General features: G+C 31.2%; 14 protein-coding genes. 2 read left to right on the forward strand and 12 right to left on the reverse strand.

The features are described 5' to 3' along the window. Positions 1 to 51: 51 nt before the first annotated feature. Positions 52 to 1,416 carry a D-alanyl-D-alanine carboxypeptidase family protein gene (locus ACK2WO_RS11140; protein ID WP_414697894.1) on the forward strand — a complete coding sequence of 455 codons (1,365 nt, stop codon included), beginning with the start codon at positions 52 to 54 and terminating at the stop codon, positions 1,414 to 1,416. Between the two features lie 76 nt (positions 1,417 to 1,492). Here ACK2WO_RS11140 and argH read toward each other — a convergent pair whose 3' ends face one another. From argH to aspS, 4 genes are all read right to left on the reverse strand, one after another. Continuing rightward, positions 1,493 to 2,809, reverse strand: a complete 1,317-nt coding sequence (gene argH / locus ACK2WO_RS11145) for an argininosuccinate lyase (protein WP_118548819.1) — start codon at positions 2,807 to 2,809, stop codon at positions 1,493 to 1,495. Positions 2,810 to 3,105: 296 nt separating this feature from the next. Continuing rightward, positions 3,106 to 3,606 carry a MarR family winged helix-turn-helix transcriptional regulator gene (locus ACK2WO_RS11150; RefSeq protein WP_414697895.1) on the reverse strand — a complete coding sequence of 167 codons (501 nt, stop codon included), beginning with the start codon at positions 3,604 to 3,606 and terminating at the stop codon, positions 3,106 to 3,108. Positions 3,607 to 3,763: 157 nt separating this feature from the next. After that, the gene (locus ACK2WO_RS11155; RefSeq protein ID WP_414697896.1) at positions 3,764 to 6,400 is read right to left on the reverse strand and encodes a calcium-translocating P-type ATPase, PMCA-type; all 2,637 of its coding nucleotides are present in this window, start codon (positions 6,398 to 6,400) and stop codon (positions 3,764 to 3,766) included. 300 nt (positions 6,401 to 6,700) lie between these two features. Further along, on the reverse strand, positions 6,701 to 8,494 hold the full coding sequence (gene aspS / locus ACK2WO_RS11160; protein WP_414697897.1) for an aspartate--tRNA ligase: 1,794 nt from the start codon (positions 8,492 to 8,494) through the stop codon (positions 6,701 to 6,703). A 430-nt stretch (positions 8,495 to 8,924) separates the two neighbouring features. On the opposite strand from aspS, the gene ACK2WO_RS11165 reads away from it, so the two are divergent. Beyond that, positions 8,925 to 9,494 (forward strand): GNAT family N-acetyltransferase, encoded by a 570-nt coding sequence (locus ACK2WO_RS11165; RefSeq protein WP_178412933.1) that lies wholly within the window; start codon positions 8,925 to 8,927, stop codon positions 9,492 to 9,494. Between the two features lie 66 nt (positions 9,495 to 9,560). Here ACK2WO_RS11165 and ACK2WO_RS11170 read toward each other — a convergent pair whose 3' ends face one another. The 8 genes from ACK2WO_RS11170 to recJ form a co-directional block, all read right to left on the reverse strand. Further along, a complete protein-coding gene (locus tag ACK2WO_RS11170) occupies positions 9,561 to 10,640 on the reverse strand; it encodes a helix-turn-helix domain-containing protein (RefSeq protein ID WP_414697898.1) in 1,080 nt (359 codons plus the stop codon). A 218-nt stretch (positions 10,641 to 10,858) separates the two neighbouring features. Further along, complete coding sequence (gene hisS, locus ACK2WO_RS11175; RefSeq protein WP_178412935.1) at positions 10,859 to 12,121, reverse strand: histidine--tRNA ligase; 1,263 nt, start codon at positions 12,119 to 12,121, stop codon at positions 10,859 to 10,861. Continuing rightward, positions 12,111 to 13,661, reverse strand: coding sequence for a coproporphyrinogen dehydrogenase HemZ (gene hemZ, locus ACK2WO_RS11180; RefSeq protein ID WP_414697899.1), 1,551 nt, complete (start codon positions 13,659 to 13,661; stop codon positions 12,111 to 12,113). Before hemZ ends, hisS begins: the two co-directional genes overlap by 11 nt. Before the next feature lie 66 nt (positions 13,662 to 13,727). Beyond that, complete coding sequence (locus tag ACK2WO_RS11185; RefSeq protein WP_178412937.1) at positions 13,728 to 14,363, reverse strand: MBL fold metallo-hydrolase; 636 nt, start codon at positions 14,361 to 14,363, stop codon at positions 13,728 to 13,730. Between the two features lie 12 nt (positions 14,364 to 14,375). Next, positions 14,376 to 14,825: a D-aminoacyl-tRNA deacylase gene (dtd, locus tag ACK2WO_RS11190; protein ID WP_414697900.1), complete on the reverse strand. Its 450-nt coding sequence runs from the start codon at positions 14,823 to 14,825 to the stop codon at positions 14,376 to 14,378. Between the two features lie 28 nt (positions 14,826 to 14,853). After that, positions 14,854 to 17,169 carry a RelA/SpoT family protein gene (locus tag ACK2WO_RS11195; protein ID WP_414697901.1) on the reverse strand — a complete coding sequence of 772 codons (2,316 nt, stop codon included), beginning with the start codon at positions 17,167 to 17,169 and terminating at the stop codon, positions 14,854 to 14,856. A 43-nt stretch (positions 17,170 to 17,212) separates the two neighbouring features. Further along, complete coding sequence (locus ACK2WO_RS11200) at positions 17,213 to 17,725, reverse strand: adenine phosphoribosyltransferase (RefSeq protein ID WP_178412938.1); 513 nt, start codon at positions 17,723 to 17,725, stop codon at positions 17,213 to 17,215. A 17-nt stretch (positions 17,726 to 17,742) separates the two neighbouring features. After that, complete coding sequence (gene recJ / locus ACK2WO_RS11205; RefSeq protein WP_414697903.1) at positions 17,743 to 20,211, reverse strand: single-stranded-DNA-specific exonuclease RecJ; 2,469 nt, start codon at positions 20,209 to 20,211, stop codon at positions 17,743 to 17,745. Positions 20,212 to 20,222 lie beyond the last annotated feature (11 nt).

A 20,222-nucleotide genomic window follows, 5' to 3' on the forward strand; every position in this document is an offset into this window, starting at 1 on the left:
CAACTATGTTATACTAAAAAAGTATATTTGAATTTAATTGGAGGTTTTTTAATGAAAAAAATATCTTCAGTATTAATAGCCTTTCTTTTAGTATTTGCCTCAGTTTTTACATCAATAGGAAATGTATTTGCTGAGCAAAAGGTAGTAAATCTTGAGGCTAAAAGTGCTGTTTTAATGGATTACGAAACGGGTAAAGTTCTTTATCAGAAAAATGGAAATGTAAAAATTTATCCAGCCTCTACTACAAAGGCATGGACTGCTTATTTAGTTATAAAAAATGTTCCAGACTTAAATGAAAAAATAACTATAGGCGACCTTCCTTACATAGAGCCATCTAGTATGTTTCTAAAAAAAGGAGAAACTTTTACAGTGAAGGAATTACTTACTGCCCTTATGGTTCATTCTTGTAATGACGTAGCTTATGTTTTAGCTGAGCATGTAAGTGGATCTATTCCAGAGTTTGCCGACCTAATGAATAAAGAGGCAGAAGCAATAGGTTGTACTGGTACTCATTTTAACAATCCAAATGGTCTACCTGATACAAACCACTACACAACTGCAAAGGATATGGCTTTAATAGCTAGAAAATGTATGTCTGATTCAGTATTTAGAGAAATTGTAGCTACTAAATCAGTAAAATTCAAGCCTACTAAGCAGTATCCTCATGAAAGAGTTTATACAAACTCTAATAAATTCCTTACTTCTCATCAAAAGATAATGTATAGAGGTAAAAGAATTGATATAAAATATGATATTGTAGACGGTATAAAAACTGGATTTACAAATGCTGCAGGAAAATGTCTTTTAACTAGTGCAGTTAAAGATAATCAAAGAATTATATCTGCAGTATTTAATTCAACTAATGAAGGAATTTATGTAGATTCTAGAACTCTTATAGACTATGGGTTTGAAAACTATGATTCATTCACTATAATGGATAAATCTGATTATGTAGATTCTAAGAGAAAGTGGTTCTCTAAACAGAAAAAACTTATGTATCAACCTAAAGAAAGTTATACAGTAGTACTTCCTGAGGGACAGACTGTTACAGATGAGTTCACTTTCAAAACAGACCTACAGGATACTTCTCTTCCAATAAGCTCAGGAGATAAGGTTGGGGAATTTTATATATATAAAAACGGAGAAAAATTTAAAACTATAGACTTAGTTGCAAAAAATGATGTAACTAGCAAATTTGCATTTTTAACTGAAAATACTTTCTTTAGAGTTCTTTTAAGTATTTTAAAAGTAGCTATTGTTGCATTGCTTCTTTTCCTTGTATACAAACTAGCTAGAAAATACTATAGAAGATATAAAAGAAAACAAAGAGCGCAGATGAAGAAAAAGAAAAAATCAAATAGCTCAAAGGATAAAAATCAAACTGTAAAAAAAGATACAGGAAAAACTAGAAAATAAATATTAAAGGACTGTTGCAATAATCTACAACAGTCCTTATTTTATTACTTTATATTTTTTATTAATTTATATTTTCTTATTTTAAATTCTTTTTAATTCCTTTGTTTAGTATATTTTCATAATCTATAAAGTCGTATATTTCTTCATCAAATACATCTGAGAACTGGCTTAATTCTTCTAAAGTCAATTCTTCTATTGCTTTGTCGTGGTCTTCACAGTAGATTACTATATTTCCAACGATTCCATGAGCATCTCTAAATGCAGTTCCTTTTTTAACTAGATAGTCTGCAACTTCTGTAGCATTTAAAAATCCACCTTTTACAGCTTTTTTCATGTTATCGTCTCTAACTTTTAGAGTTTCTATCATTCTAGCCATTATTTCTAAACACATTTCAAGAGTTCTTACACTGTCAAAGAATCCTTCTTTATCTTCTTGCATGTCTTTATTATAAGCTAGAGGAATTCCTTTCATTACTGTAAATAATGAGAATAAGTTTCCGTATACTCTTCCTGTTTTACCTCTGATAAGTTCTGCACCGTCTGGATTTTTCTTCTGAGGCATTATTGAGCTTCCTGTTGAATATAAATCGTCTATTTCAACAAATTTAAATTCCTGTGAGCTCCAAAGTATTAGCTCTTCACTTAATCTGCTTAGATGCATCATTATTATTGAGAAATCTGACATAAGCTCAAGTAAATAATCTCTATCACTTACACCATCCATAAAGTTGTCTACTGGTTTTTTGAATCCTAATTTTTCTGAAGTTATTTCTCTATTTATATCGTGAGTTGTTCCAGCTAATGCACCACATCCTAAAGGACATTCATCTAGTATTTCAAGAGCATTTCTAAGTCTTTTTTCATCTCTTGAGAACATGCTGTGGTATGCCATTAAATGATGCTTAAATGTTACAACCTGTGCTCTCTGTAAATGAGTGTATCCAGGCATTATGCATGGATTTTCATCAGCTTTTGCTTTTATTGTATCTTTTAACATAGCTGTAAGATCTGCTATTTCAGCACCTTTTTCTTTTGCATATAATCTCATATCTACTGCTACTTGGTCATTTCTACTTCTTGCAGTGTGTAATTTCTTTCCTGTTTCTCCAATTCTTTCTATAAGGTTAGCTTCTGTGAACGTATGTATATCTTCGTAGTTTCCATCAAGTGGTAGCTTTCCACTTTCTATATCCTCAAGTATTCCAACAAGTCCATCAGTTATAGCCTTTCCTTCTTCTTCTGTTAAAAGTCCGCATTTCACCTGCATGTATACATGTGCTAAACTTCCTTCAATATCTTTTTTATAAAGAACATTGTCGTATCCAAAAGACTGATTAAACTCTTCCATCAGCTTATTTTCAGACTTTCTAAAACGACCTCCCCATAATTTCATAAAAATCTCCTCCTATTTAGATAATTTTCGGTTTAGTTTTTAGTTTTTTCTACTTTATTCGTTTAAATTGGTATTTTTATTCTATTAATTAGTCTAACTTTTAATTTAAATTTTCTCAATTTTCGTTAAACTATATAAATTCAATTATATTACATTTTATTTCTATTGTAAATCAAAAAAATAAAGGCAAAACAAATAACTAATTTTATATGACAAATTATTTTATTGTCATACTTATAAGTTATTGCCTTGCCTTTATTAAATAATTTCACCATTCTTTTTTCAATACTACTATTTTAGATATAATTCTTTCCCCAATCAGAATTATCATCTTTTTCATATTTTAGCATTTCTTCGCCAAATTCAGCAAATTTAGCCTCGAATCTACATATAAGCTCTAATTCCTCTTCTGTAAACTCACTAAAGAAAGGATATGCTTTTCTATACTGTTCTTTATCGTATTTAGTATGGATTTTATTTAGCTCTTTACCTTTTTCAGTCAATCTAACAGAATACTGTCTCTTATCTTCGCTTTCTTGTACCCTTTCTATGAACCCTTTTTTCTCTAATTTTTTTAGATACTGAGAAACTGCACCTTTAGTTATATTCAGCCTCTCGCTTAGTTCACTAATATTATCCAATCCATTTTCACCAATTTCTGTTATAACATGCACTTCCCTCATATGCATTTTTTCACCTGGATAGTATTCATGCGGAGTTGAAAGAAACTTATAATAAGTAAATGTTAGATTTCTTTTGAACTCCAATATCCTTTGAAGTAAATCTGTTCTTTTCATTTTTCCCCTCACCTATATACAAATTTTTATAACTCATTACATTATATATTATTATTTAAAATAGTTCAATAAAGTTAATCACTTAATTAAATTTAACAAAAAAATAGGAAGCATTATGCTCCCTATTTTTTTGTTGTGGATTTTTCTATCTATTAAATTATTTAACTGAATTTCTCATAAATATTTTACCAACTTCCATTACAAGAGTTGATACTAATGCAAGTCCTATACATATTCCAAGTTCTTGCATACCAAATCCTAGTGGTATTGAGAATATTGGTCTTACTGCTGGGATTAATACTATTGAGTATAATAAGAAACATACTACCATAGCGCCTATAACGTATTTATTTGAAAAGAATCCTATTTTTACTGCAGGATCTACATTTGAACGGCTTGCTATTGTCTGTAATGTTCTTGCAAATATTAATGTTGAGAATGCCATTGCTACACCAAATTCTGGAGATACCTGCATTCCTATGTACTGAGCTATTATTGTAACTATACCTATTACAATACCTCTGAATACTACACGCTGCATTGTTCCATCAGCTAATATACCTTCATTCGCTGGTCTTGGAGCTCTCTTCATTGTTCCTCTTTCTGTTGGTTCAAATCCTAATGCTATTGCTGGAAGTGAGTCATTTACAAGGTTTATGAATAAAAGCTGTAATGCTGTAAATGGATTTGTCCAGTTAGCAAATACCGCAAATAATATAGCTATTATCGCACCGAAGTTACCTGCAAATAAGTATGTTATAGATTTTTTAATATTGCTATAAACTGTTCTACCAACTTCAACTGCATTTACTATACTTGCAAAGTTGTCATCAACTAATACCATATCACTTGCATCTTTTGCAACATCTGTACCACTACCCATACCTATACCTATATCAGCCTGTTTTAAAGCTGGGGCATCATTTACACCGTCACCTGTCATAGCTGATACACAGTCTTTTTTCTGCCAAGCTCTTACTATTCTTATTTTATTTTCTGGAGAAACCCTTGCGTATACAGTTATTTTTTCTAGTTTTTCATCTAGTTCTTCTTCTGTAAGTGCGTCTAATTCCTGACCTGTTAAAGCAAGGTCGCCATCTTCCATTATTCCTATTTCTCTAGCTATTGCAGCTGCTGTTGTTTTGTGGTCACCAGTTATCATAACTGTTTTTATTCCAGCTTCTTTAGCTTCTGCAACTGCATCTATTACTTCTGCTCTTGGAGGGTCTATCATTGCAAGTAGACCTATTAAAGTTAAATCGTCTTCATCTTCTATTGAAGGAGCAAATCCTTCTTCTACTTCTTTATATGTAAATGCTAAAACTCTTAGCGCTCTATTTGAGAATCCTTCGTTCTGAGTTCTAAACTGCTGTTTTATTTCATCTGTAAGTTCTTTCTTTTCTCCGTTTATTAAAACGTATTTTGATCTAGAGAATATTATGTCTGGAGCACCTTTTGTAAACATAAAGTATCCATCTCTAGTTTTATTTACAGTTGTCATTAATTTTCTATCAGAGTCGAATGGTAATTCTTCAACTCTAGGGTTTTCATTTCTTATATCTTCGTAATTTAATCCATTTTTATTTGCAAAGTTAATTAAAGCTGTTTCTGTTGGGTCACCTATTTCCTGACCTTCACTACCTATTGCAGAGTCATTACATAATACTGAGCATAATGTAAGTAATCTGCTATGTGCGTTAGATTCGTAGCTTTCTGCTGAATTCATAACTTCTGATTCAGTTCCATTCATGTATAAATCTACTACTGTCATCTTGTTCTGAGTAAGTGTACCAGTTTTATCTGTACATATAACTTTTGCTGAACCTAGTGTTTCAACTGCAGGAAGTTTTCTTATTATAGCCTGTTTTTTAGCCATATTATTTGTTCCAACTGCTAAAACTATAGTCATTATTGATGATAATGCTTCTGGTATTGCTGCAACTGCTATTGCTACTGCGAACATAAATGAGCTAAGTACTACTTCACCCATATTTCCTGTTCCCATTATAAATGCTTTACCAACCTGTATTCCGAATATTAATAATGCAAGTAATGTTATACCAACACCTAATTTTTTACTGAAAGCTTCTATATTCTGCTGAAGTGGAGTAAGTTTTGAGTCTGCATTTTCAAGTAGTCCTGCTATTTTACCCATTTCACTGTTCATACCAGTTCCAGTTGTTACAAATGTTCCTCTACCGTAAACTACCATAGAACCACTGAATACCATGTTTTTCTGGTCTCCTAAAGGAGATTCATCTGCTATAACATCTGTGTGTTTTAATACTGGTTCTGATTCACCTGTAAGCATTCCTTCAACGCATTTTAATGTCTGTGCTTCTATTAATCTACCATCTGCTGGTACATAATCCCCTGCTTCAAGTATTACTACATCCCCTGGTACTAATTCTTTAGCAGGTATAGTTAATTTATTTCCATCTCTTATAACCTTTGCGTTTGGTGCAGATAAAGCTTTTAAACTGTCTAATGAACTTTCTGCTTTCTTTGTCTGAACAACGCCAAGTATACTGTTAAGTATTATAACTGCAAATATTATTAAAGATTCCATAGTCTCACCTAGTGCAATCTGAACTATTGCAGCTATAAGAAGTATTATAACTAGTGGATCTTTAAAGCTTTCTAAAAATAGTTTCCATACAGGTACTTTGTCTTTTTCCTGTAATTCGTTGTAGCCATGTTTTTCTAAAAGCTGTTTTGCTTTTTCTTGGCTTAGACCGTTTTCACTAGACTCCAAGTTTTTTAAAACTTCTTCATAATTTTTCTGATAAAACATAAGTATTCCTCCTTTTCTTCTCTAATAGATATGATTTCTTTTTTTAATTCGTCTTGATTTATTTTGAGTAATAAAAAAACCTTGATACGAACCTTCAAAATAAACCGTTGTCTATTTTGAAGGTCTCGCTATCAAGGTTAACATTCTATCCTCGCCAGTTGACCGAGCATATATGCTGTATTGACGACCAACTGCACTTATCTGTGTAAGCTACTCCCCTTCGAGAAGTATTATTATTTTGTAATAAGTATTATATATCTTTTAGCTAAATTTGTCTATATTTATTTTAATATTTACAATTTAGTTTTCTTCTTTTATATCTACTTTTATGCTTAATTCTTCAAGCTGAGCATCTTCTGCTGGAGCTGGAGCATTTGTCATTGGGCATATAGCATTCTGGTTTTTAGGGAATGCTATAACTTCTCTTATGTTGTCAACTCCTGCAAGTAGCATAACTAATCTATCAAGTCCGAATGCCATACCAGCGTGTGGTGGTGCACCGTATTTGAAAGCATCTAGTAAGAATCCGAATTTGTTGTAAGCTTCTTCTTCACTTAATCCTAGAGCTGCGAACATTTTTTTCTGAACTTCAGAATCAGATATTCTCACAGATCCTCCACCTACTTCGTATCCATTTAATACTATATCGTATGCTTTTGCTCTTAATGTATCTTTTTCATCAGTATCAAGTCTATCTATATCTTCATCTAATGGAGAAGTAAATGGATGGTGTTTAGCAACATATCTTCCATTTTCTTCATCTTCTTCAAATAGTGGGAATTCTGTTACCCATAAGAAGTTGAACTGATTTTTCTTTTCTTCTAATATTCCTAATTTATCTGCAACTGCAAGTCTTACCTGTCCTAATGCGTCGTAAACTATAGAATCTTTATCAGCAACAAATAGAAGTAAGTCTCCTACTTTACCGTTCATTCTTTCAACTATTGCATTTAATTCTTCTTCACTGAAGAATTTAGCTATTGGAGATGTTACCCCTTCTTCAGTTATTTTCATCCATGCAAGACCTTTTGCTTTGTAAGTTTTAGCACAGTCTTCTAAGTGAGATATCTGTTTTCTTGGGAATTTTTCAGCCATTCCTTCAACATTTATACCTCTAACACTCTTACCTTTTACAGCACAGTCAGCAAATACTTTGAATCCGCATCCTTCAACTAAGTCAGTTATGTTTACAAATTCATATCCAAATCTAGTGTCTGGTTTATCTGAACCGTATCTATCCATAGCTTCTGCGTAAGTCATTCTTGGTAGAGGAAGTTCTATATCAACATTTATAGTTTCTTTGAATATTTCCTGAACCATTTTTTCCATTATTGTCATAACATCTTCTGCTTCAACGAAAGACATTTCTGTATCTATCTGAGTGAATTCTGGCTGTCTGTCAGCTCTTAAGTCTTCATCTCTGAAACATTTTACTATCTGGAAGTATCTATCCATACCAGAAACCATTAGTAACTGTTTTAATAACTGTGGTGACTGTGGTAATGCATAGAATTTACCTTCATTAACTCTACTTGGTACTAAGTAGTCTCTTGCACCTTCTGGAGTTGGTTTAACTAAGAATGGTGTTTCTATTTCACAGAAGTTCTGTTCTGTTAAGTATCTTCTTACTATGTTAGTAACCTGCTGTCTTAACATTAAGTTTCTCTGCATTTTTGGTTTTCTAAGATCAAGATATCTGTATTTTAATCTTAATGCTTCTGAAACATCATCGTCATCTTTTATGTATATTGGTGGTGTTTCTGATTTGTTAAGTAATCTTAATTCATTTGCGAATACTTCAACATCTCCTGTTGGCATGTTAGGGTTTTTAGACTGTCTTTCTCTAACCTCCCCTTTAACAGCTATTACATATTCTGAACCTAATTTTTCAGCTTTTTCAAAAGCTTCTTTATCTACATCTGTATCGAATACTATCTGGCATATTCCGCCTCTATCTCTTAAATCAACGAATACAAGACCTCCAAGATTTCTCTTTTTCTGTACCCATCCCATAAGTACAACTTCCTGTCCTATATTTTCAGCTCTTAATTCGCCACAATAGCAGCTTCTTTTTAGACCTTTTATTGTTTCCAAACTTATTACCTCCGTCCTCATTTTGACTATATTGAATCTCCCTTGACAAAAGTCCGAGTATTCTTTCCAATTTACTGAACATCAAGCTAATAAATTAGCAATTGTTCTTTTACATTTTAATAAATTGCATATAGTATATATTATATCCTATTAACACTTTATTGTGAATACAATGTGTTATAATTGCTTTGATAAGTTTTTTATTATCATATTTTAATATTATAACATATTTCTCATTTTTTGAGATATAGGAGGAAACATGAAAAATAATACTTTTTTAAATGAACCTTGGTTAAGATTAATTCTTTAAATTTATATTTATATTTGAAATATCTATAATTGTATTAATGTTAACTATATATCTATTGTAGACATAGTATATCCTCTTTGATATTATTAATTTTGGTAAATTTAAGTTGGGGGTATTATTATGAATGATTTTTCAAAAGTTGAATCTCCTTTTTATTTTGAAAAGGAAATCAGACTTTTAAATGGGGATAATCTGTTACTTAGAAATGCTATTACATCTGATGCTGAAACAGTTGTTAATTTCTTTAGAGTTACTTCAGATGAAAGTGAAAATCTATCTTTTTCATCAGATGAATACTTTGTAACACCATACGAAGAAAAGATAGTAATCTCAAATATAAACAGAAATAGCAAAACTATCATGATTCTAGGTTTTATAGACAATGTACTTTGTTGTGTGGCTGAACTTAATTCTTCTGCTGAAATAAGATTATCTCATAATGTAGAATATTCTATAACAGTTCGTAAAGATTTTTGGGGAATGGGAATTGGAAATGCTATAACAGATGAAATTATAGAGTTTGCAAAAGAAAAAAATATTAAAAATATAGTTCTATCTGTAAGACGGGAAAATAGTGCTGCAATAAATCTTTATAAAAAATACGGATTTAAAACTGTAGGAATAAAAAAAGACTATATTTGCATAGATGGAAAATACGACGACGAAATATCTATGCAGCTACAATTATAAAGTAAAAAGGATGTCTCAATTAACTTTTGAGAACATCTTTTTTTTATTCTATTATTTTTAATATTTTTATACTTTTCTTACCACTTTTGTTATAGCTTCCACTACAGCATAGAACACACCCGCACAAGGCCAAATTACCCAACTTATATGCCAACTAAATGTGTAGAAACTATATGCTAAATATATAGTTGCTATTGTGCACCAATATATTGTATCTAAATGCTCATTTTTTCTATTATTTTCCTTTTCTTCTACTGTATACTCGCCAATTTGCAACACTTTTTCATATCCTTCTCTTAGCATCTCAGCTTTAACTATCATATTAACCCCGATTGAAATCAGTACTAAAAGCAATGCTACACAAATTACCATTATATATTCTTCTGCATCTAATGCTCCTGCTGCAATAAGAGGAATAGCCCCTATTATGAATAGCGCTACTCCAAAAGCCATACTCTGTTGCAACTTTCCTTCAAAATTATCATTCTTTTCTTCAACAAATCTTAAAGACATTGAATCCACTTCTATTGGTCTATCCATGTATTTAAATTTATCCATTTTCATTCCATATTTTATAAATACTGATACCGCACTAGCAACCATAATTAAAAGTATTATTAACCCAATCATAGCAGCATGATCTTCTTTTATTGGGATTTTATTTTGTTCTGCAAATCCAGTCAAAAGCACCAACATTACTGGTGATAAAATACAACTCATAACAGCTCTAGCAAATTTTTTTGCAGTAATTTCTGCTAGTTCAATATAATTTGAAACCTCTTCAAAACTAGTCTTTCTTCTTTTTATAACATTTTCATTAGCTTTTTCTTCACTGATTATTCTATCTATAGCTATATCTGATGATATATTTCTATTATTTATATATGAATTTTCTTCAATTTTATTCATATATATTGAGCTTTCACTACTATCAAACCTTTCTTCTTTAAAATTATCTTTTAAAAGATAGTCTGTAGATACTTCAAATATTTCACTAATTTTTATTATTTTTTCAAGAGTTGGTATTGATTCTCCACTTTCCCATTTTGATACAGATTGTCTAGATATATCTAATCTCTCTGCTAGTTCCTCTTGTGACCATCCGTTCTTTTTTCTCAAACTCATTATTTTTTCTGATAATGTCATCTTACTCACCTCTTTTAACTTGGTCGATATATCGTTCCCTTTAGATATCTATTTCTATGGTCTTATCTTACCAAAATTCTTAAAATCATACTACCAACTGCACTAACAAATTTGTCAACTGATAGTTGCATCGTTGAAATTTCAACATTTAACTAACATATTTACTCAATATAAAAATAAAAAAGGCTGCTACAAAATTAATTGCAACAGCCTTTTCTTTATAATCTTTCTTTTAGTTCTTTTACAAGTTCACTAAGTTTTACAGTATGCTGTTCTGATGTAGCCATGTTTTTAAGTGATGCTTCGTTGTTTTTAAGTTCATCATCACCTATAACTATTGTAAACTTAGCATTTATCTTATCAGAGTATTTAAACTGAGCTTTAACACTTCTTGATAAGTGATCTTTATCAGCACTTATGTGATTATCTCTTAATTCTTTTAAAAGACCGAAGCTTTTCTTTTTAGCTTCATCACCTATAGTAACTATAAATATATCTGTAGACTGAGGATTTTCTATTTCTATTCCTGCATCTTCAAGAGTAAGAAGAAGTCTTTCTGCTCCAAGAGCAAATCCTATTCCACTAGTTCCTTTAGGTCCACCTAGCTGCTCAACTAGACCATCGTATCTACCCCCACCACAAACTGTGCTCTGAGCACCTATGTTTTCAGCTATTATTTCAAATGCTGTTCTCTTGTAGTAGTCTAATCCTCTAACTATAGTTTTATCTATTTCGTAAGGTATTTCCATTTCTTTTAGATATTCTTCAAGTTCTGCAAAATGAGCCTTACAGTCATCACAAAGATTGTCTATCATATAAGGTATGTCTGTTATAGCCTCTTTACACTGAGGATTTTTACAGTCTATAACTCTCATAGGATTTTTTTCTTTTCTTTCGTTGCACATATCACAAAGAACTTCTGATTTTGAATCTAAGTATTCTCTTAGTTTTTTATCGTATTCTTTTCTACAAACTGGGCATCCAACAGAGTTTAAACTAACTTTTAAGTCTTTTAGTCCTAATTCTCTGAAGAACTGCATTGCTAATGCTATAGCCTCAGCATCCATTGATGGGCTATCACTTCCTATAGCTTCTATACCAAACTGGTGGAACTGTCTCTGTCTACCAGCCTGTGGTCTTTCATATCTGAAGCAAGGAGTTATGTAGAACATTTTAGTTGGCTGAGTATCAGCATATAGTTTATTTTCTATAAATGCTCTTACTGCCCCAGCTGTTCCTTCTGGTTTTAGAGTTATTTCTCTATCTCCTTTATCTTTAAATGAGTACATTTCTTTCTGAACTATATCTGTAGTATCACCTACACCTCTTTGGAATAGTTCTGTGTGTTCAAATATAGGAGTTCTCATTTCCTGATATCCGTAAAGTGCACATATTTCTCTAAATTTATTTTCAAGATAATTCCATTTGTACGAGTCTTTAGGAGTTATATCTTTTGTTCCTCTTGGTGCTTTAGTTAGCATTTTTCTCCACCTCTCTTTTTTTCTTTTCAATCATATCCTCAACCCTATCAAGGTATATTTCAAGGTTTTTAACGTCATCTACCCTTTCAATTCTATTTTCATCTAGGTATACAAATTTAGAAACAGCTCCAGCCCCTATAGCTATATTAGTCTGTTTTTCTTCCATCATCTGCATATTATAGATGCACTCATATCCTTCTTTAGCGTATCCTACGTTTTCTAAGTTTCCTAGCATCATTTTCTGTCTATACATATAGTATGGATTTAAGTTCATTTCCTTAGCAGCTTCCATAGAAATATCTATCATTTTGATCATTTCTTTATACTGAGTAAGATTTTCCTTATAAGAATCCATATCCATATTTAGCTTAGATGCTCTTTTTATTGCTAGTGTATGAACAGTTAAACTTTCTGGAGATAATTTCTTTATCTCCTCAAGTGTGTTTTTAACCATTTCTGCATCTTCATCGACAAGACCTAATATTATATCCATGTTGATATTGTCAAATCCTAGCTCTCTAGCCATTTTGAAACAAGTTTTTATATCTTCCACACTATGTTTTCTACCTATTTTTTCTAGTGTAGAATCGTTCATAGTCTGTGGATTTATACTTATTCTGTTTACTCCATGTTTTTTAAGTACTCTTAATTTTTCTTCTGTAATAGTATCAGGTCTACCAGCTTCAACAGTAAATTCTTTTATTTTACTGAAATCAAAGATTTTAAATAGATTTTCTATCATATAATCCATATCTTCTGCTTCTAAAGCTGTCGGTGTTCCTCCACCTATGTAGAATGTTTCTATTTCCCAACCTCTATTTTTTATTATTTCTGCAGTTCCTCTAGCCTCATCTAAAAGTCTTTCAACGTATTTTCTTCTAAGATTTCCATACTTTTGAATTGAGTTAGATGGGAATGAGCAGTAATAACATCTAGTTGGACAGAAAGGAATACTTACATAAAGAGAGATTTTCTTATCGCTTAATGGATAAATAAATCCTCTTTCTCTTTTAGCTATATCTAGTGCTAGCTCAGCCTTTTCATCTGTTATGAAATGCTCTTCTTTTAAATAATTTAAAACCTGAGAATCATCCATTCCATCAGATATTAGATTGTGAACTATTTTAACTGGTTTTATCCCTGTTAAATCACCCCATGGCACATAGCTATCTGGCATAATCTGTTTTAATGCTTGGAACATACTTTTTTTAATGCTCCATCTAGCTGCTTTTTTTACAGCGAGAGAATCTTCTCTTTCTAATTTTTCCACGAATTCAGCGTAATTATTAGAATCTTTTATTAGCTCAGAATAATCTTTCTCAAATTCTTTCTGTTCAACAAATTCTCCTATTAAATTACATTTTTCATGGATTTCAGTCTTAGATATTACCTTTTTTCCATTTATTTCTATGCTATTGACTAAGAATTTTTCTTCATAATCCTGTAATTCTTCTACATATTCAAATTCTGATGTGAATAATTTTATAAGTTCAGAAACCTCATATTCATAGTCATGCCCTCTTAATACTACTTTTAGCATTTTTTTCTCCTTATACATAATAATTCACTATGCAAAGGCATGAAGCCCTCGCATAGTGTATTTACTTTATTCTCCAATGTATCTAGTTGTAAGATAAGGATTATTTTCTTTTTCCTGTCCAAGTACAGTAGGTTCTCCATGACCAGGATAAACAGCTAATTCATTTTCGAATTTTTTTATCTTATTAAGAGATTTTTTCATTTTTCTTTCATCTCCACCATAAAGGTCACATCTTCCCATGCTTCCTCTAAATAGAGTATCTCCTGTTAATAGATTGTTTCCTGTTCTTATACACATACCACCTTCAGTATGTCCTGGAGTGTGTATGAATAAAAGTTTTGTTTTTCCTAAATATAAACTATCTCTATCATCTACATATATATCAGCGTCAAATTCAGTTTTTCCACATCTCATTCTATCACTTAAATTGTGGCTAGCATTGTTTAACATATCTTTTTCATCTTTATGAGCTACAACAGGAACTTTTTTGTATTCTAATATATCTTTAACATATCCTATATGATCCGCGTGTCCATGAGTAAGAACTACATATTTTAAATCTAATCCTTCTTCTTTTAAATACTCTATAACCTCATTTGGACTACCACCTGGATCCACAACTGCAGCCTCTTTAGTTTCTTCATCTGATATTATATATACATTTGTTGATGTATAAAAATCGTCAATTCTCTTAATTTCCACTATTTTATCCCCCTAAAAAGATTTATTTGATTCTAAAAGTATAGTTACAGGTCCATCATTTACTAAATCAACCATCATATGTGCTCCAAATTCACCAGTTTCTGTATTTATTCCCTGTTCAGAAACTTTCTTAACAAATTCCTGATAAAGCTTATCTGCTTCTTCAGGTGCAGCCGCATTTGTAAAGCTTGGTCTACGTCCTTTTCTACAGTCACCATAAAGAGTAAACTGAGAAACAACTAATATTTCCCCATCTATATCTTTTAGAGATAAATTCATTTTGTCATTTTCATCTTCAAATATTCTAAGATTTATAGTTTTATCAACTATATAATCTACATCTTTTGAAGTATCTCCATGTGTTACACCTAATAAAACAAGAAGTCCTTTATTTATCTTTCCTGTTGTTCTCCCATCAACTGTAACTTCTGAACGAGATACTCTCTGTACAACAGCTCTCATATTAAAATTCTCCTAATTTATAATTAAATTAATTTGTCATTCTATAAATCTTTTCAACTCCCGGAACTGCTTTTATTTTCTTCATTATATAATCAAGCTGCTCTGTTCCTTCTACTTCAACTAAAAGATTTATAGTAACTTCAGAGTCTTTTCCTTTTCTAGCATTTATTCCATTTAAGCCTATTTTTTCATTTGCTACGATATGAGTTATTTCGTTTACAATTCCTCTTCTATCTACAACTTTTATCTGAATTTCTGCTTCGAATGTACTGTTACTATCTTTTCCTTCTCCATCCCAAGATACTTTTATCATTCTCTTTTTAAAGAATTCATCATCTGGATTTACATTTACACAGTCCGCTCTATGAACAGCAACTCCTCTTCCCTTAGTTATATAACCTACTATTTCATCACCAGGAAGTGGATTACAACATTTAGCAAATCTAACTAATATATTATCAAGACCTTCAACTATTATTCCCTGAGAAGGAGTTTTCTTTCTTTTCTTACTGTACTCTGCATCACTTATATTATGTTTTTCTATATCTTCAGAAAGACTAGCTTTCTTTTCTTTCATAGCCTGTCTCATTTCTCTTGTATAAAGCTCTTTAAGCTTAGTAACAACCTGAGATGCCATTATTCCACCATATCCAACTGTAGCTATTAAATCTTCAACATTTGGCTGGTTGAATTTTTTAGCTATTATAAGCATATTTTTATCTATTACAGAATCTTTTGTAGTTGGTAATCCATGTTTTTTGAATTCTCTTTCAAGTATTGAATTACCACGTTCAATATTTTCTTCTCTTCTCTCTTTTTTGAAGAACTGTCTTATTCTACTCTTTGCATTTGGAGTTTTTACTATTCCTAACCAGTCTCTACTTGGCCCTGGAGAGTTAGAAGAAGTTAATATTTCTACTATATTACCATTCTGTAATTTATAATCTAATGTGACCATTCTTCCATCAACTTTTGCACCAACACATTTATTACCTACATTTGTATGTACTCTATAGGCAAAGTCTATAGGTGTAGATTCTGCTGGAAGCTCTATAACATCCCCCTGAGGAGTAAATACGTATACCTGACTTGAGAATACATCTTCCTTTAATGCATCCATGAATTCATGAGGATCTTTTAAATCTTTTTCCCATTCCATCATCTGTCTTAGCCACTGAAGTTTTTCTTCTATCTTATCTTCTTTTGAATTAGATATACCTTCTTTATATTTCCAATGTGCAGCTATACCGTATTCTGCTATATTATGCATTTCATGCGTTCTTATCTGAATTTCTAAAGGCTCACCATCTGGCCCAACAACCGTAGTATGAAGTGACTGATACATATTAGGCTTTGGCATTGCTATATAGTCTTTAAATCTTCCTGGAATTGGCTTCCATAAAGTATGTACTACACCTAATACAGCATAACAGTCCTTAACTGTATCAACTAACACTCTGACTGCTGTAAGGTCAAAAATCTCTTCAAATGATTTATGTTTATTTTTCATTTTTCTATATATACTATAGAAGTGTTTTGGTCTACCATAAACATCGCATGGAATTTCCATTTCAGCAAATTTTTCCTGTAAACAGTTTACTATTCTTGCTATATTTTCTTCTCTCTGACTTCTCTTCATAGATACTTTTTCAACTAATTCATAGTATCCATCGTGGTCTATATATCTTAAAGCTAAATCTTCTAGCTCCCATTTTATCTTGGATATACCAAGTCTATGAGCGATACCACCATATATTTCAAGTGTTTCAGTAGCTTTATACTTAGCTTTTTCTGGATCCATATAATTAAGTGTTCTCATATTATGAAGTCTATCCGCTAATTTTATAAGTATAACCCTTATATCCTTAGCCATAGCTAAAAACATTTTTCTTAAATTTTCTGACTGTGTTTCCTCTTTTGAGCGATATTTTATTTTCCCAAGTTTTGTAACACCGTCTACAAGATCTGCTATTTCTTTATTAAAAATACTTTCTATATCTTCATATGTGTACTCAGTATCTTCTACTACATCGTGTAATAGCCCACCAGATACTGTTTCTATATCCAACTGCATGTCACATATTATGTTTGCAACAGCTAATGGATGTATAAAATACGGTTCTCCCGATTTTCTTTTTTGATCTCTATGTGCATATTTTGCTAATTTATACGCCTTTATGATGGTTTCTAAATCACCATTTGGAGCGTATGATTTTACCTTATCTAATATTTCAATAAGTTCTTTGTCTGATTCAACAGAAGTATCGGCGAGAACTTCTAACGTTCTTTCATTTCTTTCGGCATCTTTTAACTTTATGCCTTCTATTTTCTTCTTTCCCTGCATAAAACCACCTTATTCCGTTCCATCCGTATGACTAATCTATTGATTAGTATTTTATTATTGATTCAACATCGTATCCTTTTAATTTTTCCTTACCATTTAAGAATTCAAGTTCTATTAAGAACTGTATAGATACTATTTCTCCACCTAAGCTTTCGATTAATTTAGTAGCTGCTTCTACTGTTCCACCAGTTGCTAGTAAGTCGTCTATTATAGCTACTTTTTTACCTTCTTCTATTGAATCTTTGTGCATTTCTATTTTATCTGTTCCATATTCTAAATCATATTCAAAGCTAACTACTTCTGCAGGTAATTTACCTGGTTTTCTTATAGGTACAAATCCTACACCTAATGCATAAGCAACAGGTGCTCCTAATAAAAATCCTCTAGCTTCAGGCCCAACGACATAATCTATATCTTTGTCCTTTAAATTTTCAACTATTTTGTCTATTGCTTCTTTAAAAGCTTCTCCATCTTTTAATAGAGTTGTTATGTCTTTAAATCCTATACCTGGTTTTGGGAAGTCCTGTATATTTCTTATTTTAGATTCTAAGTTCATATTTTTTCCTCCAATACTTAAACATTATAAATTTTTCTTGATTTTTCTCTAATTTGATTCAAGTTTATTAAAATTTTACTTCTATTTAAATCGAGCTTGCTCTCTGGTTTAGGTAGCATTTCAATATTTACAAAATCACGGTCATCAACTTCCACCTTGAATAGTCCAAGCTCTTTAAAAATCTTGATAATTGCAAATAATTTTAGTGGAATCATTTTAAATAAATTCATTGTATCGTCTATTCTAAACTTAATTCCTCTATTTTTTATTATATATTTATAAATATTTACAAATTCATTTCTAGTTGGCACTATATTTTCCATTATGCTCTTTATATAAATTTTGTCGATTTCACTATAATTTTTTATTATTTTAGACTTATCTTCCACTTTAGAGTATAAATTGATATAGTCATCCCTAGTATACAAATAATCATAAAGAATAATATTATTATATCTTTTTACGTCTATTTTATCAATATTAGGTGAGAATATAAGGTGTATTTTTGAATGCTTTTTATTATTTTCATCTATTTCTTTAAAATATATTTCCAATTCTTCTTCTAAAAGAGTTAAATCTGATTTAGCTCTAAAAAATCCATTTATAGAATTTGCTATTACTAGACTCTCTCCTTCTATAAAATCAAATATATTTTCTACTCTTTCACCTTCTATATTTAAACTCTCACAATTTCCATTTTCTAAATTTTCCACATTGTATGTACTTTTTTCATCTTCAGGAACTAATACATTCATCAACTTTACAGCATCCATATTTGTAGTAGCAGATTTTGGATATGCAAGCCTCAAATCTTTAATTAAAAGTTGTAATTTCCTTTTTCCCATAAATGTATTTTCATCTAATTGGAACAATACATCTATCCTATCTCCATTTTTAAGGCCGTCAATCAAATGAGCTGCATTAAATCCAACACATTCAAATATATTATCTTTTTCTATTTCAAGCTTTATATGTTGTCTATTTTGTCCCATAAATCTCATATCTCTAAGTATACAATCTCTCAAAATAAATTTTGGAGTTGGATTACTCATACCAAATGGCTCTAATTTTCTAAGTTCTTCAATTAAATCAAAGTTTGCAGATTTTTCATCTAGCTCATACTCTACTTTAATTTCTTCAATCATATCCTCTTCTGTAAGGTTTATATCCGCAGATTCGTTTATTCTCCTTCTAAGTTCTGGTACTTTATCAGCATTTATACTAAGACCTGCTGCCTGTTCATGTCCTCCAAACTTTGTAAGTATATCTGAACATTCCGTTAAAGCATCAAATATACTAAAGCCTTTTATAGACCTTGCAGAACCTGTTGCCTCTCCATCTTCTATACACATAAGAATTGTAGGCTTATAGTATTTTTCAGTAAGCTTCGATGCAACTATCCCTATTACACCGTGCTGCCAACCTTCATGTGCTAAAACAATAACCTTGTCATCTTCATAAGAAGGATCATTTTTTATTATCATTTCAGCTTCATGATGAATCTTCATCTCTATCATCTGTCTATCGTTGTTTTTTTCATCTAGTGCTAATGCTATTTCATGAGCCTCATCTTGATTAGTCGCTGTAAATAATTCAACTCCTAAATTAGAAAATCCGAGTCTACCTGCTGCATTTATTCTAGGCCCTATTGTAAAACCTATATGTGAAGAACCTATTTTTTCTTTATCAACTCCACAGACTCTTATAAGTTCAGATAGACCTAAATTATGTCCATCTTTCATAGCTCTTAGCCCATTTTTTACAATTATTCTATTCTCATCTACTAATGGTACTATATCGCATATAGTAGCTAATGTTGCAATTTCTATATAATCGTAAACTGTTGTTTTAAATATTTCTTTGGGTGTCAGCGCCTGCACCAACTTAAAAGCTATACCGCATCCACAAAGCATATCAAATGGATAATTACAGTCATCCTGTTTTGGATTGACTACAGCATAGGCATTTGGTATCTCACTTTGACATTCATGGTGATCTGTAATAATCATATCTATACCCAATTCATTTGCATATTCAACCTCTGATACCGAAGTTATCCCACAGTCTACGCTTATTATTAAATCGCATCCTTCAGAATTTATATATTCAATAGCTTCTTTATTTATTCCATATCCTTCTTCTAATCTATTCGGAATATAGTATCTAACCTCAAATTTTATAGACCTAAAGTAAGTTAATAAAACAGATGTCGATGAAACACCGTCTACATCATAATCTCCATATATCCAAACTCTTTCATTAGAATCCATAGCCTTTTTTATACGCTCTACAGCTTTTCCCATATCTTTCATTAAAAATGGGTCTCTTAAATAATCTAAAGATGGATTAGTAAATAATTTTATCTCTTCTTCAGAATTTATATTTCTATTTTCAAGAATTTGAGATATCTCTGGAGAAAGTCTAAACTTTTCTGTTTCGTCCGTTAGCTTTGGCTTTCCTCTATGTATTAGAGTCCACTTTTTCATATACTTCCCCC

Source organism: Peptacetobacter sp. AB845 (assembly GCF_047528295.1).
In the GTDB taxonomy this organism is placed as follows: Bacteria; Bacillota; Clostridia; order Peptostreptococcales; family Peptostreptococcaceae; genus Peptacetobacter.